Origin of the sequence: Stutzerimonas stutzeri (assembly GCF_018138085.1) — a bacterium.
Lineage (GTDB): Bacteria > Pseudomonadota > Gammaproteobacteria > Pseudomonadales > Pseudomonadaceae > Stutzerimonas > Stutzerimonas stutzeri_AI.
The window spans coordinates 3,088,515-3,106,044 of the sequence record NZ_CP073105.1; the positions used below are offsets into that span (position 1 = coordinate 3,088,515).

The 17,530-nt window shown below is 64.2% G+C and carries 17 protein-coding genes and 1 riboswitch; of the genes, 1 reads left to right on the plus strand and 16 read right to left on the minus strand.

What is annotated here, in order from left to right; all coding sequences use genetic code 11:
- Nucleotides 1-5 precede the first annotated feature (5 nt).
- The 8 genes from KCX70_RS14160 to btuB all read right to left on the minus strand — a co-directional run bounded on the left by KCX70_RS14160 (nucleotide 6) and on the right by btuB (nucleotide 8,522).
- Nucleotides 6-1,466: a cobyric acid synthase gene (locus tag KCX70_RS14160; RefSeq protein ID WP_212617936.1), complete on the minus strand. Its 1,461-nt coding sequence runs from the start codon at nucleotides 1,464-1,466 to the stop codon at nucleotides 6-8.
- Complete coding sequence (gene cobD / locus KCX70_RS14165) at nucleotides 1,463-2,455, minus strand: threonine-phosphate decarboxylase CobD (RefSeq protein WP_212617937.1); 993 nt, start codon at nucleotides 2,453-2,455, stop codon at nucleotides 1,463-1,465. Before cobD ends, KCX70_RS14160 begins: the two co-directional genes overlap by 4 nt.
- On the minus strand, nucleotides 2,448-3,359 hold the full coding sequence (gene cbiB, locus KCX70_RS14170) for an adenosylcobinamide-phosphate synthase CbiB (protein WP_212617938.1): 912 nt from the start codon (nucleotides 3,357-3,359) through the stop codon (nucleotides 2,448-2,450). The genes cobD and cbiB overlap by 8 nt, the downstream gene beginning before the upstream one ends.
- Nucleotides 3,356-4,006 (minus strand): 5,6-dimethylbenzimidazole synthase, encoded by a 651-nt coding sequence (bluB, locus tag KCX70_RS14175; RefSeq protein ID WP_212617939.1) that lies wholly within the window; start codon nucleotides 4,004-4,006, stop codon nucleotides 3,356-3,358. The genes cbiB and bluB overlap by 4 nt, the downstream gene beginning before the upstream one ends.
- Nucleotides 4,003-5,298, minus strand: a complete 1,296-nt coding sequence (locus tag KCX70_RS14180; protein ID WP_102852151.1) for a cobyrinate a,c-diamide synthase — start codon at nucleotides 5,296-5,298, stop codon at nucleotides 4,003-4,005. Before KCX70_RS14180 ends, bluB begins: the two co-directional genes overlap by 4 nt.
- A 142-nt stretch (nucleotides 5,299-5,440) precedes the next feature.
- Nucleotides 5,441-6,052 (minus strand): cob(I)yrinic acid a,c-diamide adenosyltransferase, encoded by a 612-nt coding sequence (cobO, locus tag KCX70_RS14185; protein ID WP_212617940.1) that lies wholly within the window; start codon nucleotides 6,050-6,052, stop codon nucleotides 5,441-5,443.
- Complete coding sequence (locus KCX70_RS14190) at nucleotides 6,049-6,621, minus strand: hypothetical protein (RefSeq protein ID WP_212617941.1); 573 nt, start codon at nucleotides 6,619-6,621, stop codon at nucleotides 6,049-6,051. The genes cobO and KCX70_RS14190 overlap by 4 nt, the downstream gene beginning before the upstream one ends.
- A gap of 47 nt (nucleotides 6,622-6,668) precedes the next feature.
- Entirely contained in the window at nucleotides 6,669-8,522 is a 1,854-nt protein-coding gene (gene btuB / locus KCX70_RS14195; RefSeq protein ID WP_102852154.1) for a TonB-dependent vitamin B12 receptor, read from the minus strand.
- A 111-nt stretch (nucleotides 8,523-8,633) separates the two neighbouring features.
- Nucleotides 8,634-8,852, minus strand: a riboswitch (cobalamin riboswitch).
- Between the two features lie 164 nt (nucleotides 8,853-9,016).
- On the opposite strand from btuB, the gene KCX70_RS14200 reads away from it, so the two are divergent.
- Complete coding sequence (locus KCX70_RS14200; RefSeq protein ID WP_102852155.1) at nucleotides 9,017-9,820, plus strand: metallophosphoesterase family protein; 804 nt, start codon at nucleotides 9,017-9,019, stop codon at nucleotides 9,818-9,820.
- Between the two features lie 52 nt (nucleotides 9,821-9,872).
- Here KCX70_RS14200 and nhaD read toward each other — a convergent pair whose 3' ends face one another.
- From nhaD to ttcA, 8 genes are all read right to left on the minus strand, one after another.
- On the minus strand, nucleotides 9,873-11,138 hold the full coding sequence (nhaD, locus tag KCX70_RS14205) for a sodium:proton antiporter NhaD (protein ID WP_102852156.1): 1,266 nt from the start codon (nucleotides 11,136-11,138) through the stop codon (nucleotides 9,873-9,875).
- A gap of 142 nt (nucleotides 11,139-11,280) precedes the next feature.
- Nucleotides 11,281-11,601, minus strand: a complete 321-nt coding sequence (locus tag KCX70_RS14210; protein WP_021208442.1) for a hypothetical protein — start codon at nucleotides 11,599-11,601, stop codon at nucleotides 11,281-11,283.
- 110 nt (nucleotides 11,602-11,711) lie between these two features.
- Entirely contained in the window at nucleotides 11,712-12,239 is a 528-nt protein-coding gene (locus tag KCX70_RS14215; RefSeq protein WP_212617942.1) for a C40 family peptidase, read from the minus strand.
- An 83-nt stretch (nucleotides 12,240-12,322) separates the two neighbouring features.
- Nucleotides 12,323-12,946: a C40 family peptidase gene (locus tag KCX70_RS14220; RefSeq protein ID WP_392602353.1), complete on the minus strand. Its 624-nt coding sequence runs from the start codon at nucleotides 12,944-12,946 to the stop codon at nucleotides 12,323-12,325.
- Between the two features lie 87 nt (nucleotides 12,947-13,033).
- Nucleotides 13,034-13,801, minus strand: a complete 768-nt coding sequence (locus KCX70_RS14225; protein WP_212617944.1) for an NAD-dependent protein deacylase — start codon at nucleotides 13,799-13,801, stop codon at nucleotides 13,034-13,036.
- Between the two features lie 103 nt (nucleotides 13,802-13,904).
- Entirely contained in the window at nucleotides 13,905-14,576 is a 672-nt protein-coding gene (locus KCX70_RS14230; RefSeq protein ID WP_212617945.1) for a DNA-3-methyladenine glycosylase I, read from the minus strand.
- 308 nt (nucleotides 14,577-14,884) lie between these two features.
- Nucleotides 14,885-15,964 carry a 3-deoxy-7-phosphoheptulonate synthase gene (locus KCX70_RS14235; RefSeq protein WP_212617946.1) on the minus strand — a complete coding sequence of 360 codons (1,080 nt, stop codon included), beginning with the start codon at nucleotides 15,962-15,964 and terminating at the stop codon, nucleotides 14,885-14,887.
- Nucleotides 15,965-16,609: 645 nt separating this feature from the next.
- Nucleotides 16,610-17,434, minus strand: a complete 825-nt coding sequence (ttcA, locus tag KCX70_RS14240; RefSeq protein WP_021208435.1) for a tRNA 2-thiocytidine(32) synthetase TtcA — start codon at nucleotides 17,432-17,434, stop codon at nucleotides 16,610-16,612.
- Between the last annotated feature and the right edge of the window lie 96 nt (nucleotides 17,435-17,530).

Consider the following 17,530-nt stretch of genomic DNA (forward strand, 5'->3'; position numbering starts at 1 on the left):
CGTGGTCACTCCGGGTCAAGGCCGCACAGGCTTTTCAGCCGTGCGGTGTCCACATGCGCCTCGACCATGTCGGCCAGACGCTCGATGTCGCGCTCACGCAGTGCGTGGTAGTCGACCCGCTGCGCCTCATTCAGCCCGGCCCAGCCAAGCAGCGCCTGGCAGGCTTCGGGGGTTTCGAACAATCCATGAAGGTAGGTGCCGAGAACCTGCCCATCGGCGCTGACCGCCCCGTCCATTCGCCCGTCTTCCAGCCGAACGGCGGCGAGTTCCAACGCCGGGCCTTGGCTGATGCCGGCATGGATTTCGTAGCCCTCGATCGGGGCATCACCAAGCAGAAGATGGCCACGGACGTTGCGCAATTGCTTCTGCGCGGCCAGTTCGGTGGTCAGCGTCAGCAGGCCCAACCCTTCGCTCTGTCCCGCCTCACCTTCAATCCCCAGCGGGTCGGCAATCCGCTCGCCGAGCATCTGCAAACCGCCGCAGATGCCGAGCACTTTTCCGCCGTAGCGCAGGTGACGGTGGATGGCCGCATCCCAGCCGTTTTCGCGCAGCCAGGCGAGGTCGGCACGAACGCTTTTCGAGCCAGGCAGGATGATCAGGTCGGCACCCGGGATCGCCTGCCCCGGCCCCACAAACCGCAAATCCACCTGCGGATGCAGGCGCAACGGGTCGAAATCGGTGTGATTGCTGATGCGCGGCAGCGCCGGCACCACGACCCTGAGGGTGTGTGCGGCCTTGGCGGATTGACGCAGGTCGATTGCGTCCTCGGCTTCCAGATGGAAGTCCATAAGATAGGGCAGCACGCCGAGCACCGGCTTGCCGGTGCGTCGTTCGAGCCAGTCCAGGCCGGGCTGCAGCAGCGCGATGTCGCCGCGAAACCGGTTGATCACGAAGCCCTTGACCCGCGCCTGCTCGCTGGCACTGAGCAGCTCCAGCGTGCCGACCAGATGGGCGAAGACACCACCCTTGTCGATATCGGCGATCAGGATAACCGGGCAGTCCACCGCTTCGGCAAAGCCCATGTTGGCGATGTCGTTGGCACGCAGATTGATCTCGGCGGGCGACCCGGCGCCCTCGACCATCACCACCCGATACGCCTCACTCAGGCGGCGATGGGAGGCCAGCACCGCTTCCATCGCCACGCGCTTGTAGTCGTGGTAGGCCACCGCGTCCATGTTGCTTACCGCATGGCCATGGATGATGACCTGCGCGCCGACGTCACTGTTGGGCTTGAGCAGGATCGGATTCATGTCGGTATGTGGTGCCAGCCCGGCCGCCTCAGCCTGCACCGCCTGGGCACGGCCGATCTCGCCGCCGTCTGCCGTTACCGCACTGTTGAGCGCCATGTTCTGCGGTTTGAACGGAGCCACCGTCACCTGCTGCCGACGCAGCCAGCGGCACAGCGCCGTGACCAGGGTGCTCTTGCCGGCATCCGATGTTGTTCCCTGCACCATCAGCGTGCTCATTGGTCGGCCTCCCGATACTCTGCGAGCGCGTCCGCCAGGCGTGACCAGCCCGCCTCGTCTGGCGGAAGGCCGAAACGCAGGCTGGGTGGATATTGGAAGCGTCGCAGCAGGATGCCTCGGCGGGCGAACGACTCGTATAGCCGCTCGGAATCATCGCTGACGACCCACTGAAACAGACCACAGCCGCCGACTGGCGCCAGCCCGTTCGCGGTCAACAGGTGCGCCAGGCGTTGGGTGTCGGCCAGGAGCCGCTCGCGCTGCCGGCGCTGGCCGGCGTGATCGGCCAGCAGTGAGGCGCCGACGTACCGAGTCGGTCCGGCGATCGGCCAAGGGCCGAGCTCCTTGCTCAGCGCCGCCAACAGCTCGGGCTCGGCGAGCACGAAGCCGAGCCGCGCGCCGGCCATGGCGAAGAACTTGCCGAACGAGCGCAACACGATCAGCCCTGGCAGGTGCGCATGCGCCGCCAGACTGCATTCGGGCGAGAGATCGATGAAGGCTTCGTCGACCACCAGCCAGCCGCCACGCGCCGCCAAGCACGCATGCCAGGCCAACAGTTGCTCGGCGGCTAGAAAACGCCCGGTGGGATTGTTCGGATTGACCACCACCAGCACGTCGAGGCCATCCAGCGCACGTGGCACGCTGCCTTCGCTGAATTCGCTGAGCCGATGACCTTCGCGGCGCCAGGCCTCTGCGTGCTCGGCATAGCAGGGCGAAACGATGCCGACCTGCGAGGTGCGTCTCAGCCTGGGAAGCAGCTGGATAGCCGCCTGCGACCCGGGCACCGGCAGCAGTGAGGAGACGCCGTAATAATCGCGCGCGACGGCCTCCAGCTCGTCATCGGCATCCGGCAGACGGTTCCATGCATCGTCTGGAATCGCCGGCAGGTCGAACCCGTATGGCGCGATACCGGTCGACAGGTCGAGCCAGCGTGCCAGGGGTATGTCGAAGGCCTGCGCGGCCGCCCGTAATCGTCCGCCGTGCTCAAGCATCCAGCCAGCCTCCCAGCAGCAACGCCAGCAACCAGAGGCCGACACCCGCCCAGACCATGTCCAGCGCGCGCTCGATATCACGCGCAGTCGGGGCCTCGCCCTCCCCCAGCGGCGGCCGCTCGTGCAGCTCACCGTGATAGATCGCCGGGCCGCCCAACGACAGGCCCAGCGCCCCCGCCCCGGCCGCCATCACCGGCCCGGCATTGGGGCTGTCCCACTGCGGGGCCTGGCGTCGCCAACAAGCCCAGGCCCGACGCGTCTGGCCTAGCACCGCGTAGGTCAAGGCAACGAGCCGGGCGGGAAGGTAATTGAGCAGGTCGTCGATTCGCGCCGCGGCCCAACCGAAGCGCTCGAAGCGTGGATTGCGATAGCCCCACATCGCATCCAGGGTATTGCTCAGGCGGTACAGCACCACGCCAGGCGCACCGGCGATGGCGAACCAGAACAGCGCAGCGAATACCGCATCGCTGCCGTTCTCCAGAGCCGATTCGGTCGCCGCGCGTGCCACCCCCTGCTCGTCAAGCGAGCCGGTATCCCGGCTGACGATGAAACCGACCCGTCGGCGCGCCTCGGCCAGATCGCCCTGACGCAGGGCGAGCGCTACCGGAACCAGGTGCTCGCCAAGGCTGCGCAGCCCCAGTGCGATGTACAGCAGCAGGACCTCGACGACCCAGCCCACCCCGGGCAGCAGGCTCAGCAACCAGGCAAGCGCCGTCAGCGGTAGCACCGCCAGGCACCAGGCCGTGACGCCGTGGCTGCGCCAGCCACGGCCATCGGGACCATTGAAATGCGCTTCGAGGCGGTCCGCCAATTGACCGAACAGTACCAGCGGATGACCGCGACGCGGCTCGCCAAGCACGACGTCCAGCCCGACCCCGGCCAGGCAGCTCAACGCCACGCTCATTCGCCTGCTCCCCAGCCGTTATGGAACAGCAGCTCGTGCAGCGGTCGGGGCTGAGTCCAGCCCGTCAGCGCCAGCATCGGTGCCGGGTAGAACTCGGCAACCGGTCCCAGACAGACCACCGCGACCGGCTGGGCGCCCTCGGGCATTTCCAGAAGTGCGGCCAATGCCTGCGGATCGAACAGCGACACCCAGCCCATGCCCAGCCCTTCCGCACGGGCTGCAAGCCAGAGGTTCTGAATGGCGCAGGCGGCAGAAGCCAGGTCCATTTCGGGCATGGTGCGGCGACCGAAGACGTGGCCTTCGCGCCCATCCATCAAGGCCACCACGAGCAATCCGGCGCACTCACGGATCCCTTCCACCTTCAACTGCATGAATTCGCTGCCCCGCTCGCCCAGCTCTCCGGCGGTGCGCTGGCGCTCCTCGTCCACCTGCTCGGCTATCGCCTCGCGCAAGTCGCTCCGGGTGATACGGATGAACCGCCACGGCTGCATCAGCCCGACGCTCGGCGCCATGTGCGCAGCTTCGAGCAGCCGCCCGAGCAGCGCCGGCTCGATCTCTCCGGCCACGAAGTGACGCATGTCGCGCCGTTCGGCGATTGCCCGGTAGACGCCGGCGCGCTCGGCCGCGGAGAAGGCGTGCTCGCTCATGGCCGAAACAGCGCAGCGGCTGCCTCCGGCGCCGAGGGTAGATAAAGGTGGATATAGCTGGCGGTCAACCGGCCCTGCCGATACACCGGCTCGGCGGTGCGCTTGTAATTGGGGCATTGACCATGCGCCAGCGGCTGCAGCGTCGTTTCGAGCGACGAGTGATGATAGGTGTGCCCGCGCAGACGCCCCTCCGGCAGCTCAACCTCCTGCAACGCCAGCGCCGTGAGGCGTGGCTGCAGCCTGGCCTCGCCTGGCAGCACACCGAGCATCGCTTCGCGAGCGCCGGCCTTGTCGGTGAGGCTGTCGAGCAGATAGAGCATGCCGCCGCACTCGGCGAGGATCGGCTTACCGGCCGCATGATGTGCACGAATGGCATCGCCGATCGGCAGGTTGCGGCTGAGCGCCTGCATGTGCAGCTCCGGGTAACCGCCAGGCAGATACAGGCTGTCTACCGACGGTAGCCGCGCATAGCGCAGCGGCGAAAAGAACAGCAACTCGGCGCCAAGCGCGCGCAGCAGATCGAGATTGGCCTGGTAGATGAAGGCGAACGCCGGGTCGCGCGCCACTCCGATACGCACACCTTGCAACAGGGGCGGCAGCTCGACGGGGTCAGCCGGCACGAAGCGAACCGGGGCCGGGAGCTCACAATCGGCACTGGCTTGCAGCGCATCGGCCACCGCGTCGAGACGGTCGTCCAGATCGGCCAGCTCCTGCGCCTGCACCAATCCCAGGTGACGACTCGGCAGATTGGCCGCCTCGCTACGCGGCAGTGCGCCGAACCAGCCAATGTGCGGCGGCAGGCAGTCGCGCAGAATCTCGCCGTGGCGGCTGCTGCCCACCCGGTTGGCAAGCACGCCCGCGAACGGCAGATCCGCTTGGTAGCTCGCCAGGCCGTGGGCCAACGCGCCGAATGTCTGAGCCATGGCCGATCCGTCCACCACCGAGAGGATCGGGATGCCGAACTTCCGAGCCAGATCGGCAGCCGACGGCACTCCGTCGAACAGGCCCATCACGCCTTCGATCAGGATGAGATCGGCCTCGCCGGCGGCCTCCCATAGCAATTGCCGGCTCTGCGCCTCGCCGACCATCCATAGGTCGAGCTGATAGACCGGATGACCACTGGCCCGGGCGAGCACCATGGGATCGAGGAAGTCGGGGCCGCATTTGAATACCCGCACCCGCTTGCCCTGACGACTGTGCAAGCGTGCCAGCCCCGCCGTAACGGTTGTCTTGCCCTGGCCGGATGCGGGCGCGGCGATCAACAGTGCCGGGCACTGGCGCGGCGCGTTCACCGTGCTGCCCCGCTTTCGGCGTAGACCGATTCAGGTACCAGAGGGGCGGCACCGTAGGGTGGATGACGCTCTACCCATCCACCGCCGGCAATGGTGGATGAACAAAGCGTCATCCACCCTACGCAGCTCCAGATCGCCGGCATCAGAACTCCACCCCTTTCTGCGCCTTTACCCCGGCCTTGAACGCATGTTTGACCAGGCTCATTTCGGTGACGGTATCGGCCGCCTCGATCAGCTTCGGCGGCGCGCCTCGCCCGGTGACCACCACATGCTGCAGCATCGGTCGCGATTCGATATCGGCGAGCACGGGATCGAGATCGAGATAGCCGTACTTCAACGCGATGTTCAGCTCGTCGAGCACCACTAGTCCGATCTCCGGATCGGCGAGCAATTCGGCCGCTACCGCCCAGGCCTCGCGCGCCTTGGCGATGTCGCGCTGGCGATCCTGGGTTTCCCAGGTAAACCCCTCACCCATCACGTGATAGCGCACCTCGTTGGAGAAGCGACGGAAGAAATTCTCCTCGCCGGTGCTGGCCGCTCCCTTGATGAACTGCACCACGCCGACCTTCATCCCATGACCGAGCGCTCGCGCGACCATGCCGAACGCCGAGCTGCTCTTGCCTTTGCCATTACCGGTGTGCACCAGCAACAGGCCATATTCGTCCTGCGCCTCGGCAATCTTCTCGTCGATGACCGCCTTCTTACGCTGCATCCGCGCCTTGTGGCGTGCGTCGCGCTCGCCGGACTCAGTCATGCCCGGGCCTCCTCTTCACGCTTGGCACTCCAGGCGCGCAGGCCGACAAACAGCACCGCGGCGGTACCGACATACAGCGCCAGGTTCGCCAGGTAACGTGGGTAATAGTGGCCAACCCGCTCGGCCAGCAGCGCCAGGCTCGGCTCCGGATAACGACCGGAGAAATAGAGGAAGCCGCCGCCTGAGAACAGATAGCAAACGAAGGCACTCACCATCACGCACAACGCCAGCCGGGCGAGGCTGCTGGGCTGGTCGCGGTGCCAGCCAGCGTAGAGCCGACCGCCCAGCCACAACGAACCGTACGCCGGAACCAACGCCCAGTAGGCTGGCGACATGCACCAGTCGCTCACCCCCGCCCATTGAATCGCGGCGAAGTCCAGCAACGAAGCCTCGAGAAACAGCACTGCAAAGATCCACTTCGGCCTCAGCAGCACGCCCGCGAGGAAAAACACCGCCCAGGACGCGCTCGGCAGGTTGACGCTGGCGAAGTGCTGACCGCGAGTCATCGCCATCAGTGCAATCAGGGCGATTCCGGCCAGCAGTTGGTGTCGCGGGGCAAGCTTGATCATTGCAAGTCTCCTTCGATAGGCGCGGGCGAGATGCCCGCGCCTCGGGCTCAAAGCGCCTGGTAGCGCACGGTGAGATAGGCCGCCTGGCCCGGTTGGTTGTAACCACGCGCGGTCTCGTAATCGGCATCCAGCAGGTTGGCGACACGAGCCTGCAGTCGCCACTCGGGGCTCATACGGTATTCACCACGCAGATCCAATGTGGCGTAGCCGGCCAGTTCGTTCTGGTTAGCCAGATCGTCATAGCGTTGCCCCTCGGCATGCAGGCTGGCGCCGACGCTGAACGCGCCGAGGCGGCGATCGACGTCGAAGTTGAACAACTGCTTGGCGCGGCGTGTCAGCTCGTTGCCACGGTTGGCTCCAGCGGAGCGATTTTCCGGTTCCAGCAGGCTGTAATTGGCGCTCCAGTCCCAGCCCATCAACTGACTTCCAACGACCAGCTCGACGCCACGAATGCGCGCCTCCTGCACGTTCGCCGGTCCGAAAATGCTCGCGTCGTAGGCGATCAGGTCATCGATCACCGTGCGATAGGCGTTGACGGCCCAGTGCCCCCAGCCGTGCTGTCCCGCAAGGCCAATCTCGAGGCTGCGAGACGTCTCCGCCTCGAGGTTCGGATTGCCGTAGTCGGGGTAGTACAGCTCGTTGAACGTGGGGGCTTTGAAGGCACTGCCGTAGCTGATGGAGCCGCGCAGCCAGTCGGTGAAGCCATAGCCGTAGCCGACGTTGCCGGTGTCATGCTGACCGAACTGCTCGTTATCGTCGTGGCGCAGCGAAACCTGCCAGTCGTGACGCCCGGCCTGCCCCAGGTACTGAGCGAAGTAGCCGTCGTTATCACGCGAGTCCTCGGCGTACGTCGCGGTACTGTCGACTTCGTCGTGCTGGTGATCGACGCCCAGCGTCAGGGTGTGGCCGGCCGCCAGCTCTATATCGTTCTGCCAGCTGAGGCTGTCGCGTCGGCTGTCGAAGCGTGAGTAAAAGCGCCCATCCTGGTACGCATCGGAATCGTCTTCGCTGCGCCCGGCCTGCAGGGTTACGGCCCAACGCTCGAGGGGACTGAAGCGCGCACGGGTACCGAACACGCGCGACTCGCCGTCGGCATTGGCGCCGAAACCCGCTGTACGCTTGCTGTTGACGCTGTCGTAATCGTTATGGGATTTGGCGCGCAGGACATTGGCGTCCAGTTCCAGGCCGTTGTCGAAGCGATACCCCGCGCTCAAGGTGGCGGAGAGGTTGCGATAGCCGTCGGCGTCGCTTTCGTAGCCGCTCGTCTGTACCGACTTGGCGTTGATGCCGTCCGTATCGGAACCGCTGGCGCCCAGGCTGTACCAGCCGCGACCATCGCCGCCGGACACGCCGATGCTGCCGCTGTAGCTGTCGTGGGTACCGTAGCCCGCCGAGAAGAATGGCTTGGCGCCCTCCCCTTGCCCCTTGCGCGTGAATATCTGGATCACGCCACCGATGGCTTCCGAGCCGTACAGGCTGGAGCGCGGCCCGCGCACCACTTCGATACGCTCGATCAGCTCCAGCGGAAGGTCTTGCAGCGCTGCCCCACCGCCGGTCACCGAGCCGATCTTGACGCCATCGACGAGCACCAGCACATGGTCGGACTCGCTACCACGCATGAACAGAGAGGTGTTCTTGCCTGGCCCACCGGAGTTGGTCAAGGAGACGCCCGGCACCTGCTTGAGCAGTTCGGGCAGCGATGCGGCCTGGCTCCGTTCGATCCGCTCGCGGTCAAGGACGGTCACGGCCGCAAGGCTTTGTTCAACCGTCTGCGCGGTACGCGTCGCGGTAACGATTTGCTGCTGGAGCGCCAGCGGTGCGGCAGCCAACGGGCCGCCAAACAGGGGAAAACTGCCAAGCAACACACAGGTCGCTGGCTTGAAACGAGGCTTGCCAATCAAGGTTCAGGTCTCCGTCGTGCCCGCCGCACGACAACAGTCGATAAGGGCAGACGGAGAATGCGAAGGGAGTGCAGGTGCAGGCAGCCGCACCCCGATCAGCGCCCGCCGCACTGCCGTGGAATGCGACAGGCCGGTCTCCGGGCTTGCGAGCGGACGCGTTGCAGCGTCCCGAAACCGCGCCTTCCCATGCCTGTTGGCACAGTGGCTGTGAGCGGTTTCTTGTCTCGCCTACCGTTGCGGGGGCAGCGCCGGAGTCTTCGAAGGAATGGACCGGCTTCCCTGTTTCACCTCTGGCGTTTAGCCAGCGGTACCTGAAGCAGCGCGGAGGGTAGTCGAAGGCTCTGCACAGCGCAACCTCGGGCATCGGCCACCTGCCGGAGGTAACGCTCGATTGCCACTGGCTGGCATTTTGCCGGAACCGTCAGGCGCTTCTGGCCTTCGAATGCAACAATGCCCTCATCCCGTTCCAGCCTCGACGAGAAGACGCCCGCCCCATGACGACCATCGTGCAGATATCCGACACCCACTTCGGCACTGAGCAGGCAGCCGTAGTGCAAGCCATGGAAGATCACGTGCGGGAACACAAGGCCGATCTACTGATTTTTTCCGGCGATATCACCCAGCGGGCCAGGGCCACGCAATTCGCCGCCGCGCACGCGTTCGTCCAGCGGCTGCACGACCACGGCATCGGCAACACCCTGGTGATCCCGGGCAATCACGACATCCCGCTGTATAACGTCTTCGCCCGTTTCCTGATGCCCTACCGAAACTACCGCCGGCATTTCGGGAACGACCTGGAACCGACTTATGAGAACGATGAAGCGCTGATCATCGGTCTCAACACCACCCATCCACGGCGGCACAAAGACGGGTTGGTCACCGAGGAGCAGGTAGCGGCTGTGACGCAGCGCCTGAAGCGGACCGATCCGCGCAAGTTGCGCATCGTGGTAGCGCATCAGCCGTTCGGTGCGATGGTTTTGAGCGATTTGAGCAACCTGCAGCACAACGCCGACGACGCGCTGCATCGATGGGCCGATGAGGGACTTGATCTGGTGATGGGTGGGCACATTCACCTGCCCTATGTGCTGCCGTTATCCAGGCAGTATCCCGGGCTGTCGCGCGAGATATGGATGGTGCAGGCCGGCACCACGCTGTCGTCGAGGGTTCGCGGCACTTCGCCAAACTCGTTCAATCGCCTGAAGCTGCACGCAGGCGATGACAAGACGGCCTGCGTCGAGCGGTGGGACCTGCTGGACGGCGAGTTCGTCCTCGGCTCGCACTTCAATCTGCACTGGTAAGCGCCGCAGCCCACCCCAACGATCAATGGGCCGCGGCGCCTTCCCGCGAGGCTCAGCCGAACATGTCGGCGACCGCCAGGCCGGTCAGGTAGACACCGGCGAAGCCGAGATTGAACGCGATGAACAGGTACAGGCTGTACTTCATGTAACTACCGAAGGTCAGTCCCGGCACCTTGCTCATGGCCACGATACCTGCGGCGGAGCCGATCACCAGCAACGAGCCGCCAACCCCGACCGAATAGGTCAACACCATCCATTCGGCGATACCCATTGCAAGCCCGGACTTGAGCAATGCGGCCGTCAGCGGCACGTTGTCTATCATCGAGGACAGAATGCCCATCAGATAGTTGGCCAGCACTGCCGGTACCTGATCGTAGATGCGCACCAGCCCGTCGAGCACGTGGATTTCCTTGAGCATACCGACCAACAGGAGAATACCCAGGAAGAACAGCAGGGTTTCGAACTCGACCTGACGCACGTATTCCAAGATCGGATCGGTCTCGATGTCGTCACTGAAGAAGCGCGCCACCAGAAACATGACCGAGAGTCCCGTGAGGAAGGTCAGCACCGGAGGGATCTGGAAGAAGAAGTTGCCGGCGATGGTGCACAGGATGGTGCCCAGAAAGATCAGCGCGATGGCGATGTCGACCCGACGGACATCGGTGCGATGGCTCTGCACCAGCACCTGCCCGCTCATGCCCAACGAAAGCATGGCGGCCAGCAGCATGACCGCCAGAAACGCCGGCAGCGCCAGCAGCAGCAATTGCAGAATCTTGACCTTGCCCGCAAGAAAGATCATCAGCGTTGTGACGTCGCCGGTGATCAGCGCCACCCCACCCGAGTTCACCGCGAAGACCACCAGGGCGGCGTACTTGATGGTCTTTTCGGCGCTGAGCTTGAGCGAAAGAATCAGCGTGATCGAGACCAGGGTCGCGGTGATGTTGTCCGCCAGCGAGGAGAACACGAAGCAGAATGCCGCGGTCAGGAACAGCAGCGCTCGCTCACTGATCCGTTTGGGCAGTACCAGGTAGATCAGGTTTTCGATCATCCCCTTCTTGTTCAGGTACGCCACAAATGTCATGGCCGCGACCAGGAAAATCCAGAGCCCGGCGATTTCCGCAATGTTCTCGTTGAGGCTCGTCAGCACCTGCTCACGCTCGGCGCCGGCAGGAGAAAAGACGAACAACAATATCCACGCCAGGGTGCCGAAAAACAGCGTGACCTTGGCTTTGTTCACATGGGTTATTTCTTCGAGGACGACACCGAGCAGAGCGGCCACGGCGAAGCCGATCAGCACGTACTGAAGTATTTCAGGCATGGGACACCAGATGCATAAGAGGGAACGGTTCGTGCGCGGTTAGCGCACCCGAGAAGTTGGGGCGGCGATCATAGCCAAAGTGCGACAAAACGACACCTGACGGATGTCAAACTCGGTGTATTTCCAGACATGCCATCTCGAATCAATGGCGCGGCACGAACCCCGCAGGCTTGCTGGACAGCCACTCGACGAAGGTGCGCAGGCGCGGGTCGCTCAGCAGGGCATCGCGACTGTTGTAATGGAGCGCCAGTTCCTTCTCGCTGAACAGGCGGTGGATCTGGTTATGACAGGGCCGGCAAACCCACAAGGTGGCAGTGATGCGCGCCTCACGTCCGAAGCGCTTGCGCACGTAGGTCTTGCCATGCAGGGCTTTGGGGATCAGGTGATGGCGAGTCAGCGGTGCCTGACGGAGGCAGAGCTCGCAGGCTTCAGGCTGATCGGGAAGTCGCATGATCGGCGCCATTGAACGAGCCTCGAGTCGCAGTGCCAAACGCAACCGCCGCCAAGGCTTGCCAGCCCCATTGGCCGCGACGAACCCCGTTCCGGGCCCGCATCCCGACCGAGCACGGGCCGCTACGGGTTGCGAGCGAGGCGCTCGCTGTCGAGAACGCGCTTGGCACTGAGGTAGTTTTTCTGCCAGTAACGGTTGGAAAGACTGTCCAGGCGGACGGTTCCGCCGGTCGATGGCGCATGGACGAAACGCCCTTCGCCCACATAGATGCCCGCATGGCTGACACGGCGCCCACCACTGGTGGCGAAGAACACCAGATCCCCTGCTTTCAGCGCATCGCGCTTGACCGCCTGAGCGTGCATGGCGTTCATCTCACGCGTGGTCCGTGGTAGCGCGACGCCGGCCGCTCCTCGGTAGACATAACCGATCAAACCACTGCAATCGAAGCCGCCGTCAGGCGTATTGCCGCCATAGCGATAAGGCGTGCCGACCAACCCCAAGGCGGTGAACAGCACTTCTTCGGCGGTTCCGGGATATTGCTGCGTCGGCTGGGGTGCGATGACCGTCGGCTCGACCGGCGTCCGACTGGAACAGGCGGATACCAGGAAGGCAGCCACCAAGACGGTCAGAAATCGGGCCAGAAGAAGCATGACAGAGCGGTCCAGGCAAATGAGCCATCACTCTGCCGGCATGCGTTTGCGGATGCAAGCCCGGCGCACCGCTCTTTCAGCGATCAGTGATGAGTGGGAACCGCGTTGGAATCGTGCGCCAGCGCCAGAACGCGCTTGGCCTGCATGAAGCTGCTGCGCCAGTACTTGTCGTCCAGGCTATCGACGCGCACGCCTCCGCTGCGGCGGCTGGCCGAGTGGATGAACTGATCGTTGCCGATGTAGATACCGGCGTGGCTGACCCGGCCGCGGCCGCGATTGTTGAAGAACACCACATCGCCTGGCTCGAGATCGCTGCGCGCGACTTTCGGTGCATCAAGATTGATCATTTCGCGAGTCGAGCGCGGCAGGTCGATTCCAGCTTCCTTGCGGAACAGGAAGCCCACGAAACCGCTACAGTCGAAGCCCGTCTTGGTCGAGCTGCCGCCGTAGCGATACGGCGTTCCGACCAGCTTGAAGCCGAGTTCCAGCACGCTGTCGGCCAGCGCTGGGAGTTCGTAGCTTTGTTCGTCGGCGAGCTCACGCAGCTGTTGTTCGGTCGGCTCGTCCGAATCGGCTTGCGCGTCCGCGCTGGCTTCCGTCAGCTCAGCGGGGAATCTGAAAGCGAAGCCCTCCGGGACGATGGGAGCTTCGCTCTGCTCTGGCTGACTGGCACAAGCCGCCAGCAACAAAACGAGCGATACAGGCAAAAGTGATGAGAGGCTTCTTCGCATAACACGGGACGTCTGGAAATCGAAGTGGCGGAACTATGCCTGCTGTCGTATCGATGAGCAAATTCAATCGCGAAAAATGTGACGAATGAGGTGTGGCAAAACGTCCGCGGCAGCCGCGGCTATATGTACATCGACCAAAAGCGACAACTCGCTGGCGCTCGGGTCGATCTGAGCCGTAAAACCGCCGCTGTTTCGCACATGCAGCAAGGGCTCGACGATATAGGCAAAACTGGCGGACGTGCCGACCGCAACCACCGCATCGAAACCTGTCTGCAGCTCGCTCTGCAAACGCCTCAACGCCAGCGCCGGCAGCATTTCCTCGAACAGCACGACGGGCGGTCGAAGCACGCCGCTGCATAGCGAGCACTGTGGTGGGAGCGACCTCGACAGGTGCTCCGCCAGCTCGGCACTTTCCTCTCCGCAGCTCATGCAGAACAGAGGTGCAAGCGTGCCGTGGATCTCGATCAGTCGTTGCGGCGGGCTTCCGGCCGCGCGGTGATAGCCGTCAACGTTCTGGGTCAGCACCCAGCAGCCAGGCTTTCTATTCTGCAACTCGGCAATCGCCAGGTGACCGGCATTTGGCTTTCCTGCCAGGCAGGCGCGACCGATCTCGGCGAGGTATTTCCAGCACAAGCCCGGGTTGAGCTCGAGCATGGGCCCGGACAGCGCTGCCTCGATTGGCAAGCCGTCTTCCGTGTGCCCGTTGTAGAGCCCACCGACGCCTCGATAGGTGGGCAGCCCGGAGTCGGCGGAAAGCCCGGCACCGGTAATGAAAAGGATGCGCTCGGCCTGTCGTAGCGCTTCGGCGGCTCGCTGCTCCGCGTCGCTCATCTTTGCATCTCCCGTCTCGGCATATTTCCCGCGCAGCTGGCGTGAAGCGACAGCTCCCTGGCTGGAGCTGGGCGATCAAGGCCTCGAGTCGCACGCGGCCGCCTCAATGGTTGACCGTGAACGCCAGCATGGCCGACAGCTGGCACATCGGACGGCCGCTCTCGCTATGCCACTGGTTGAATACGGCTTGCACTGCAGCCTGATCACGCTGGCTGCTGGGCACCTTGTCGACCACCTTCTGCGCCTTGAGGGCGGCGACGACATCGTTGCTCGGGATAAACGTATCCTTGCCGGCCATGCGCAGCAAACGCGGCGCCGAGAGGCCACCGAGCTGGCTACCTCGCTTGGCGAGATAGCGCCACAGGCCGACGATGTCCGTCACCGGCCATTCGGCGATGAGGTTGCCGAAGCTGCCATGCTCCTTCGCCACGTCGAGGACGAACTGCGCGTTGCGCGGCACGCTCTTGAGCTTGCCCAGGTGACGGATGATGCGCGCGTCCTGCATCAACCGCTCGATGTGCTCGCCACCCATGAGCACCAGTTTCTCCGGATCGAAGCGGAAAAACACCTCCTCGAAGGCCGGCCATTTGGCGTCCACCAGGCTGTGCTTGAGCCCAGCCCGGAAGATTCGAAGGCTGATCAGCGAGAGGTAGCGATCGTCCGACACGCTGCGCAATTCAGCGGCACTGCGCGGTTGCGGCAGGCGTGCTTCGAGCGCGGCGGCCGAGCCGAAACGGTTGAGACAGTATTCGTGCAGCCATTTGTAGTCGTGCATGTGGGTATCCGGTGGCGACGGCAGCGGCACAGGGTGCCGGTGACGAGCCGGCCTCGCAAGTCCGCCGCCATGGGAGCGGCTCCGTCTGAGCAGCAGCGGCTGGAGGAGTTGGCATAGGCCGGTCCCGGCGAAATGCGTACCGGCAAGCCCGCTCCAGCAGATGAAATGGCGCCGGCTGGTGGCACCCCATGGCACGCGCCGCATTTGTCCGACACCAACGCAGACGGTGGACAAGCTTCGCGTTGTCCACGCTACGAGCAGGACGTTATTCGCGTGCCTGCCCGCCTCCACGCTGCGGCGACCTCCGGTCAGTCGCGCAACTGCTGCGCCGCCTTGCGCAGCATGTGCTCCGTCGCCGCCCAGCCCAGGCAGCCATCGGTGATCGATACGCCATAGCGCAATTCAGCGGCGAGCGGCTGGCAGCCGTCGAACAGGTGGCTCTCCAGCATGACGCCACGCAGGCTCATGTCACCAGCCAGGCGCTGTTCGATGACCGATTGGAGCACCGCGGGCTGGCGCAGCGGGTTCTTGCCGCTGTTGGCATGGCTGCAATCGACCATGATGCGCGAGGCGATGCCCTGCTTCTCCAATGTGCGACGAGCAGCAGCGACACTGGCCGCGTCGTAGTTGGGTACGCCGTGGCCGCCGCGCAGCACCAGATGGGTGTCCGGATTGCCGCGCGTCTGCAGAAGTGCCGGATGGCCGAGATCGTCGATGCCGAAGTGCTGGTGCGGATGTTCCGCTGAACGCATGGCATCGCAGGCGACACCCAGGCCACCGTCGGTGCCGTTCTTGAAGCCCACCGGCAGATCCAGCCCGCTGACCAGCTCACGATGTATCTGCGATTCGCTGGTGCGCGCACCGATCGCCGCCCAGCCGAGCAGATCGTCGAAGTACCCGGTCGCAAGCGGCTGCAGCAGTTCGGTGGCGATCGGCAGGCCGGCCTGGAGAATGTCCAGCATCAGGCGGCGCGACAGGTGCAGCCCCTCGGCCATGTTGCCGCTGCCGTCCAGGTGCGGGTCGTACATCAGCCCTTTCCAGCCGACCGTGGTTCGCGGTTTTTCCACGTAGGCACGCATCACCAGCAGCAGCTGATCGCTGACTTCGGGCGCAAGTGTGGCCAAACGTTCGGCGTACTCGAGCGCGGCGGCAGGATCGTGCAGGGAACAGGGCCCGATGACGACGAGAAGGCGTGGATCGCGTCCGTCGAGCACAGCGCGGATGGCGTTGCGGTCGTCATGGATACGTGCGGCAAGCGCGTCACTCAAGGGCAGACGTTGCCGCAATACGGCGGGGCTGGGCAGCGGCTGCGCGCTGCGGCGGGTGGAAATGGTTTCGGCGGAAAAGGCCGGGGGGTGGTTGGCAATGGCGGTGGCGGATGCATTCATGATCTGGCGGTTCCTTCTGCCGGCGCGGGTGGTCCGCGGCGGCGCTAGTCGGGTGTTCGTTCGCGTGATGTCCGTTTGGCGTCGAAGCGGCTAAATCGCCAGTCATAGCGGTAATAACGGTCGGTGCGGTAGGTGGTCATGGCGTATTCCTCGTTGCGTTGGGCCAATGAATGGCCAAAAAAACAAAACCCCCGGTCGGGTGGCCGACCGGGGGTTCGAAAACTGCTCTGGTGGCGACCCTGCTTGCTAGGGCGCCTGTGGGGTATCAGGCGCGCCTGTGGCTAAACCAATACCCAAAGTAATAACCAGCGGTCGCAACCTGCTGCACACCCGCAATCGCGGCGCGAGTGGCACCGGCGTTTGCGTGAGAGAGGAAGGCGAGGCTGGGGGACATCGTGAGCTCCTGAATGGCGATTACCTTACTGCGGCAAGCACCAGGCGGCAAGCTCAAGGGCCATGCGGTGAGCTGAAGCGGCTCGTGGGAGCGGTCTCGACCGCTAATAAACCGGGCTCCGGTACAAACCCATTCGCGGTCAAGACCGCTCCCACCTGCGGTTCTGCCCTTGGCGGACCAGCTAGGCTCAATCGTGGGCTTCAGCCCGCCAACCCGGCTCAGCGGACCAGCCGCTACGTCAGCGCTGCGCCTTACAACGCCATTACATCGAGAAAACGAGGCGTGGCGCTGTCGTCGATGCGCAGACTGGTGAAGTCGAACAGATTGCGGTCGGCCAGCTGCGACGGCACCACGTTCTGCAGGGCGCGGAACATGATCTCGACGCGGCCCGGCGATTTGCGCTCCCATTCCTGCAGCATTTCCTTGACCACCTGTCGCTGCAGGTTCTCCTGCGAGCCGCAGAGGTTGCACGGGATGATCGGAAACTCCTTCATCTGCGAATAGGCTTCGATATCCGCCTCGCTGCAGTAGGCCAGCGGCCGGATCACCACGTTGCGGCCATCATCGGACAACAGCTTGGGCGGCATCGCCTTGAGCGTGCCGCCGTAGAACATGTTGAGAAAGAAGGTCTCGAGGATGTCGTCGCGATGATGACCCAGCGCCATCTTCGTCGCACCGATCTCGTCGGCGAAGGTATAGAGCGTGCCACGGCGCAGGCGCGAGCACAGCGAGCAGGTCGTCTTGCCTTCGGGGATCTTCTCCTTGACCACCGAATAGGTGTCCTTTTCGACGATGTGGTACTCGACGCCGATCGATTCGAGGTAGGCCGGCAACACATGCTCGGGGAACCCCGGCTGCTTCTGGTCCATGTTGACCGCGACGATCTCGAACTTGATGGGCGCGACCTTCTGCAGATACAGCAGCACATCGAGCATGGTGTAGCTGTCCTTGCCGCCAGACAGGCAGACCATGACCTTGTCGCCGTCCTCGATCATGTTGAAATCGGTGACTGCCTCGCCGGCAAGGCGGCGCAGGCGCTTCTGCAGTTTGTTCTGGTTGACCGAAAGGTTGCCCATGTCTGGTGTCCGGGTGAGATGCGAAAGGCGCGCATTTTACGCGCAAAGCACGTCGCGCCCCACCCCATCGATCCGGCTCTTTGCACTGCTGGCCCT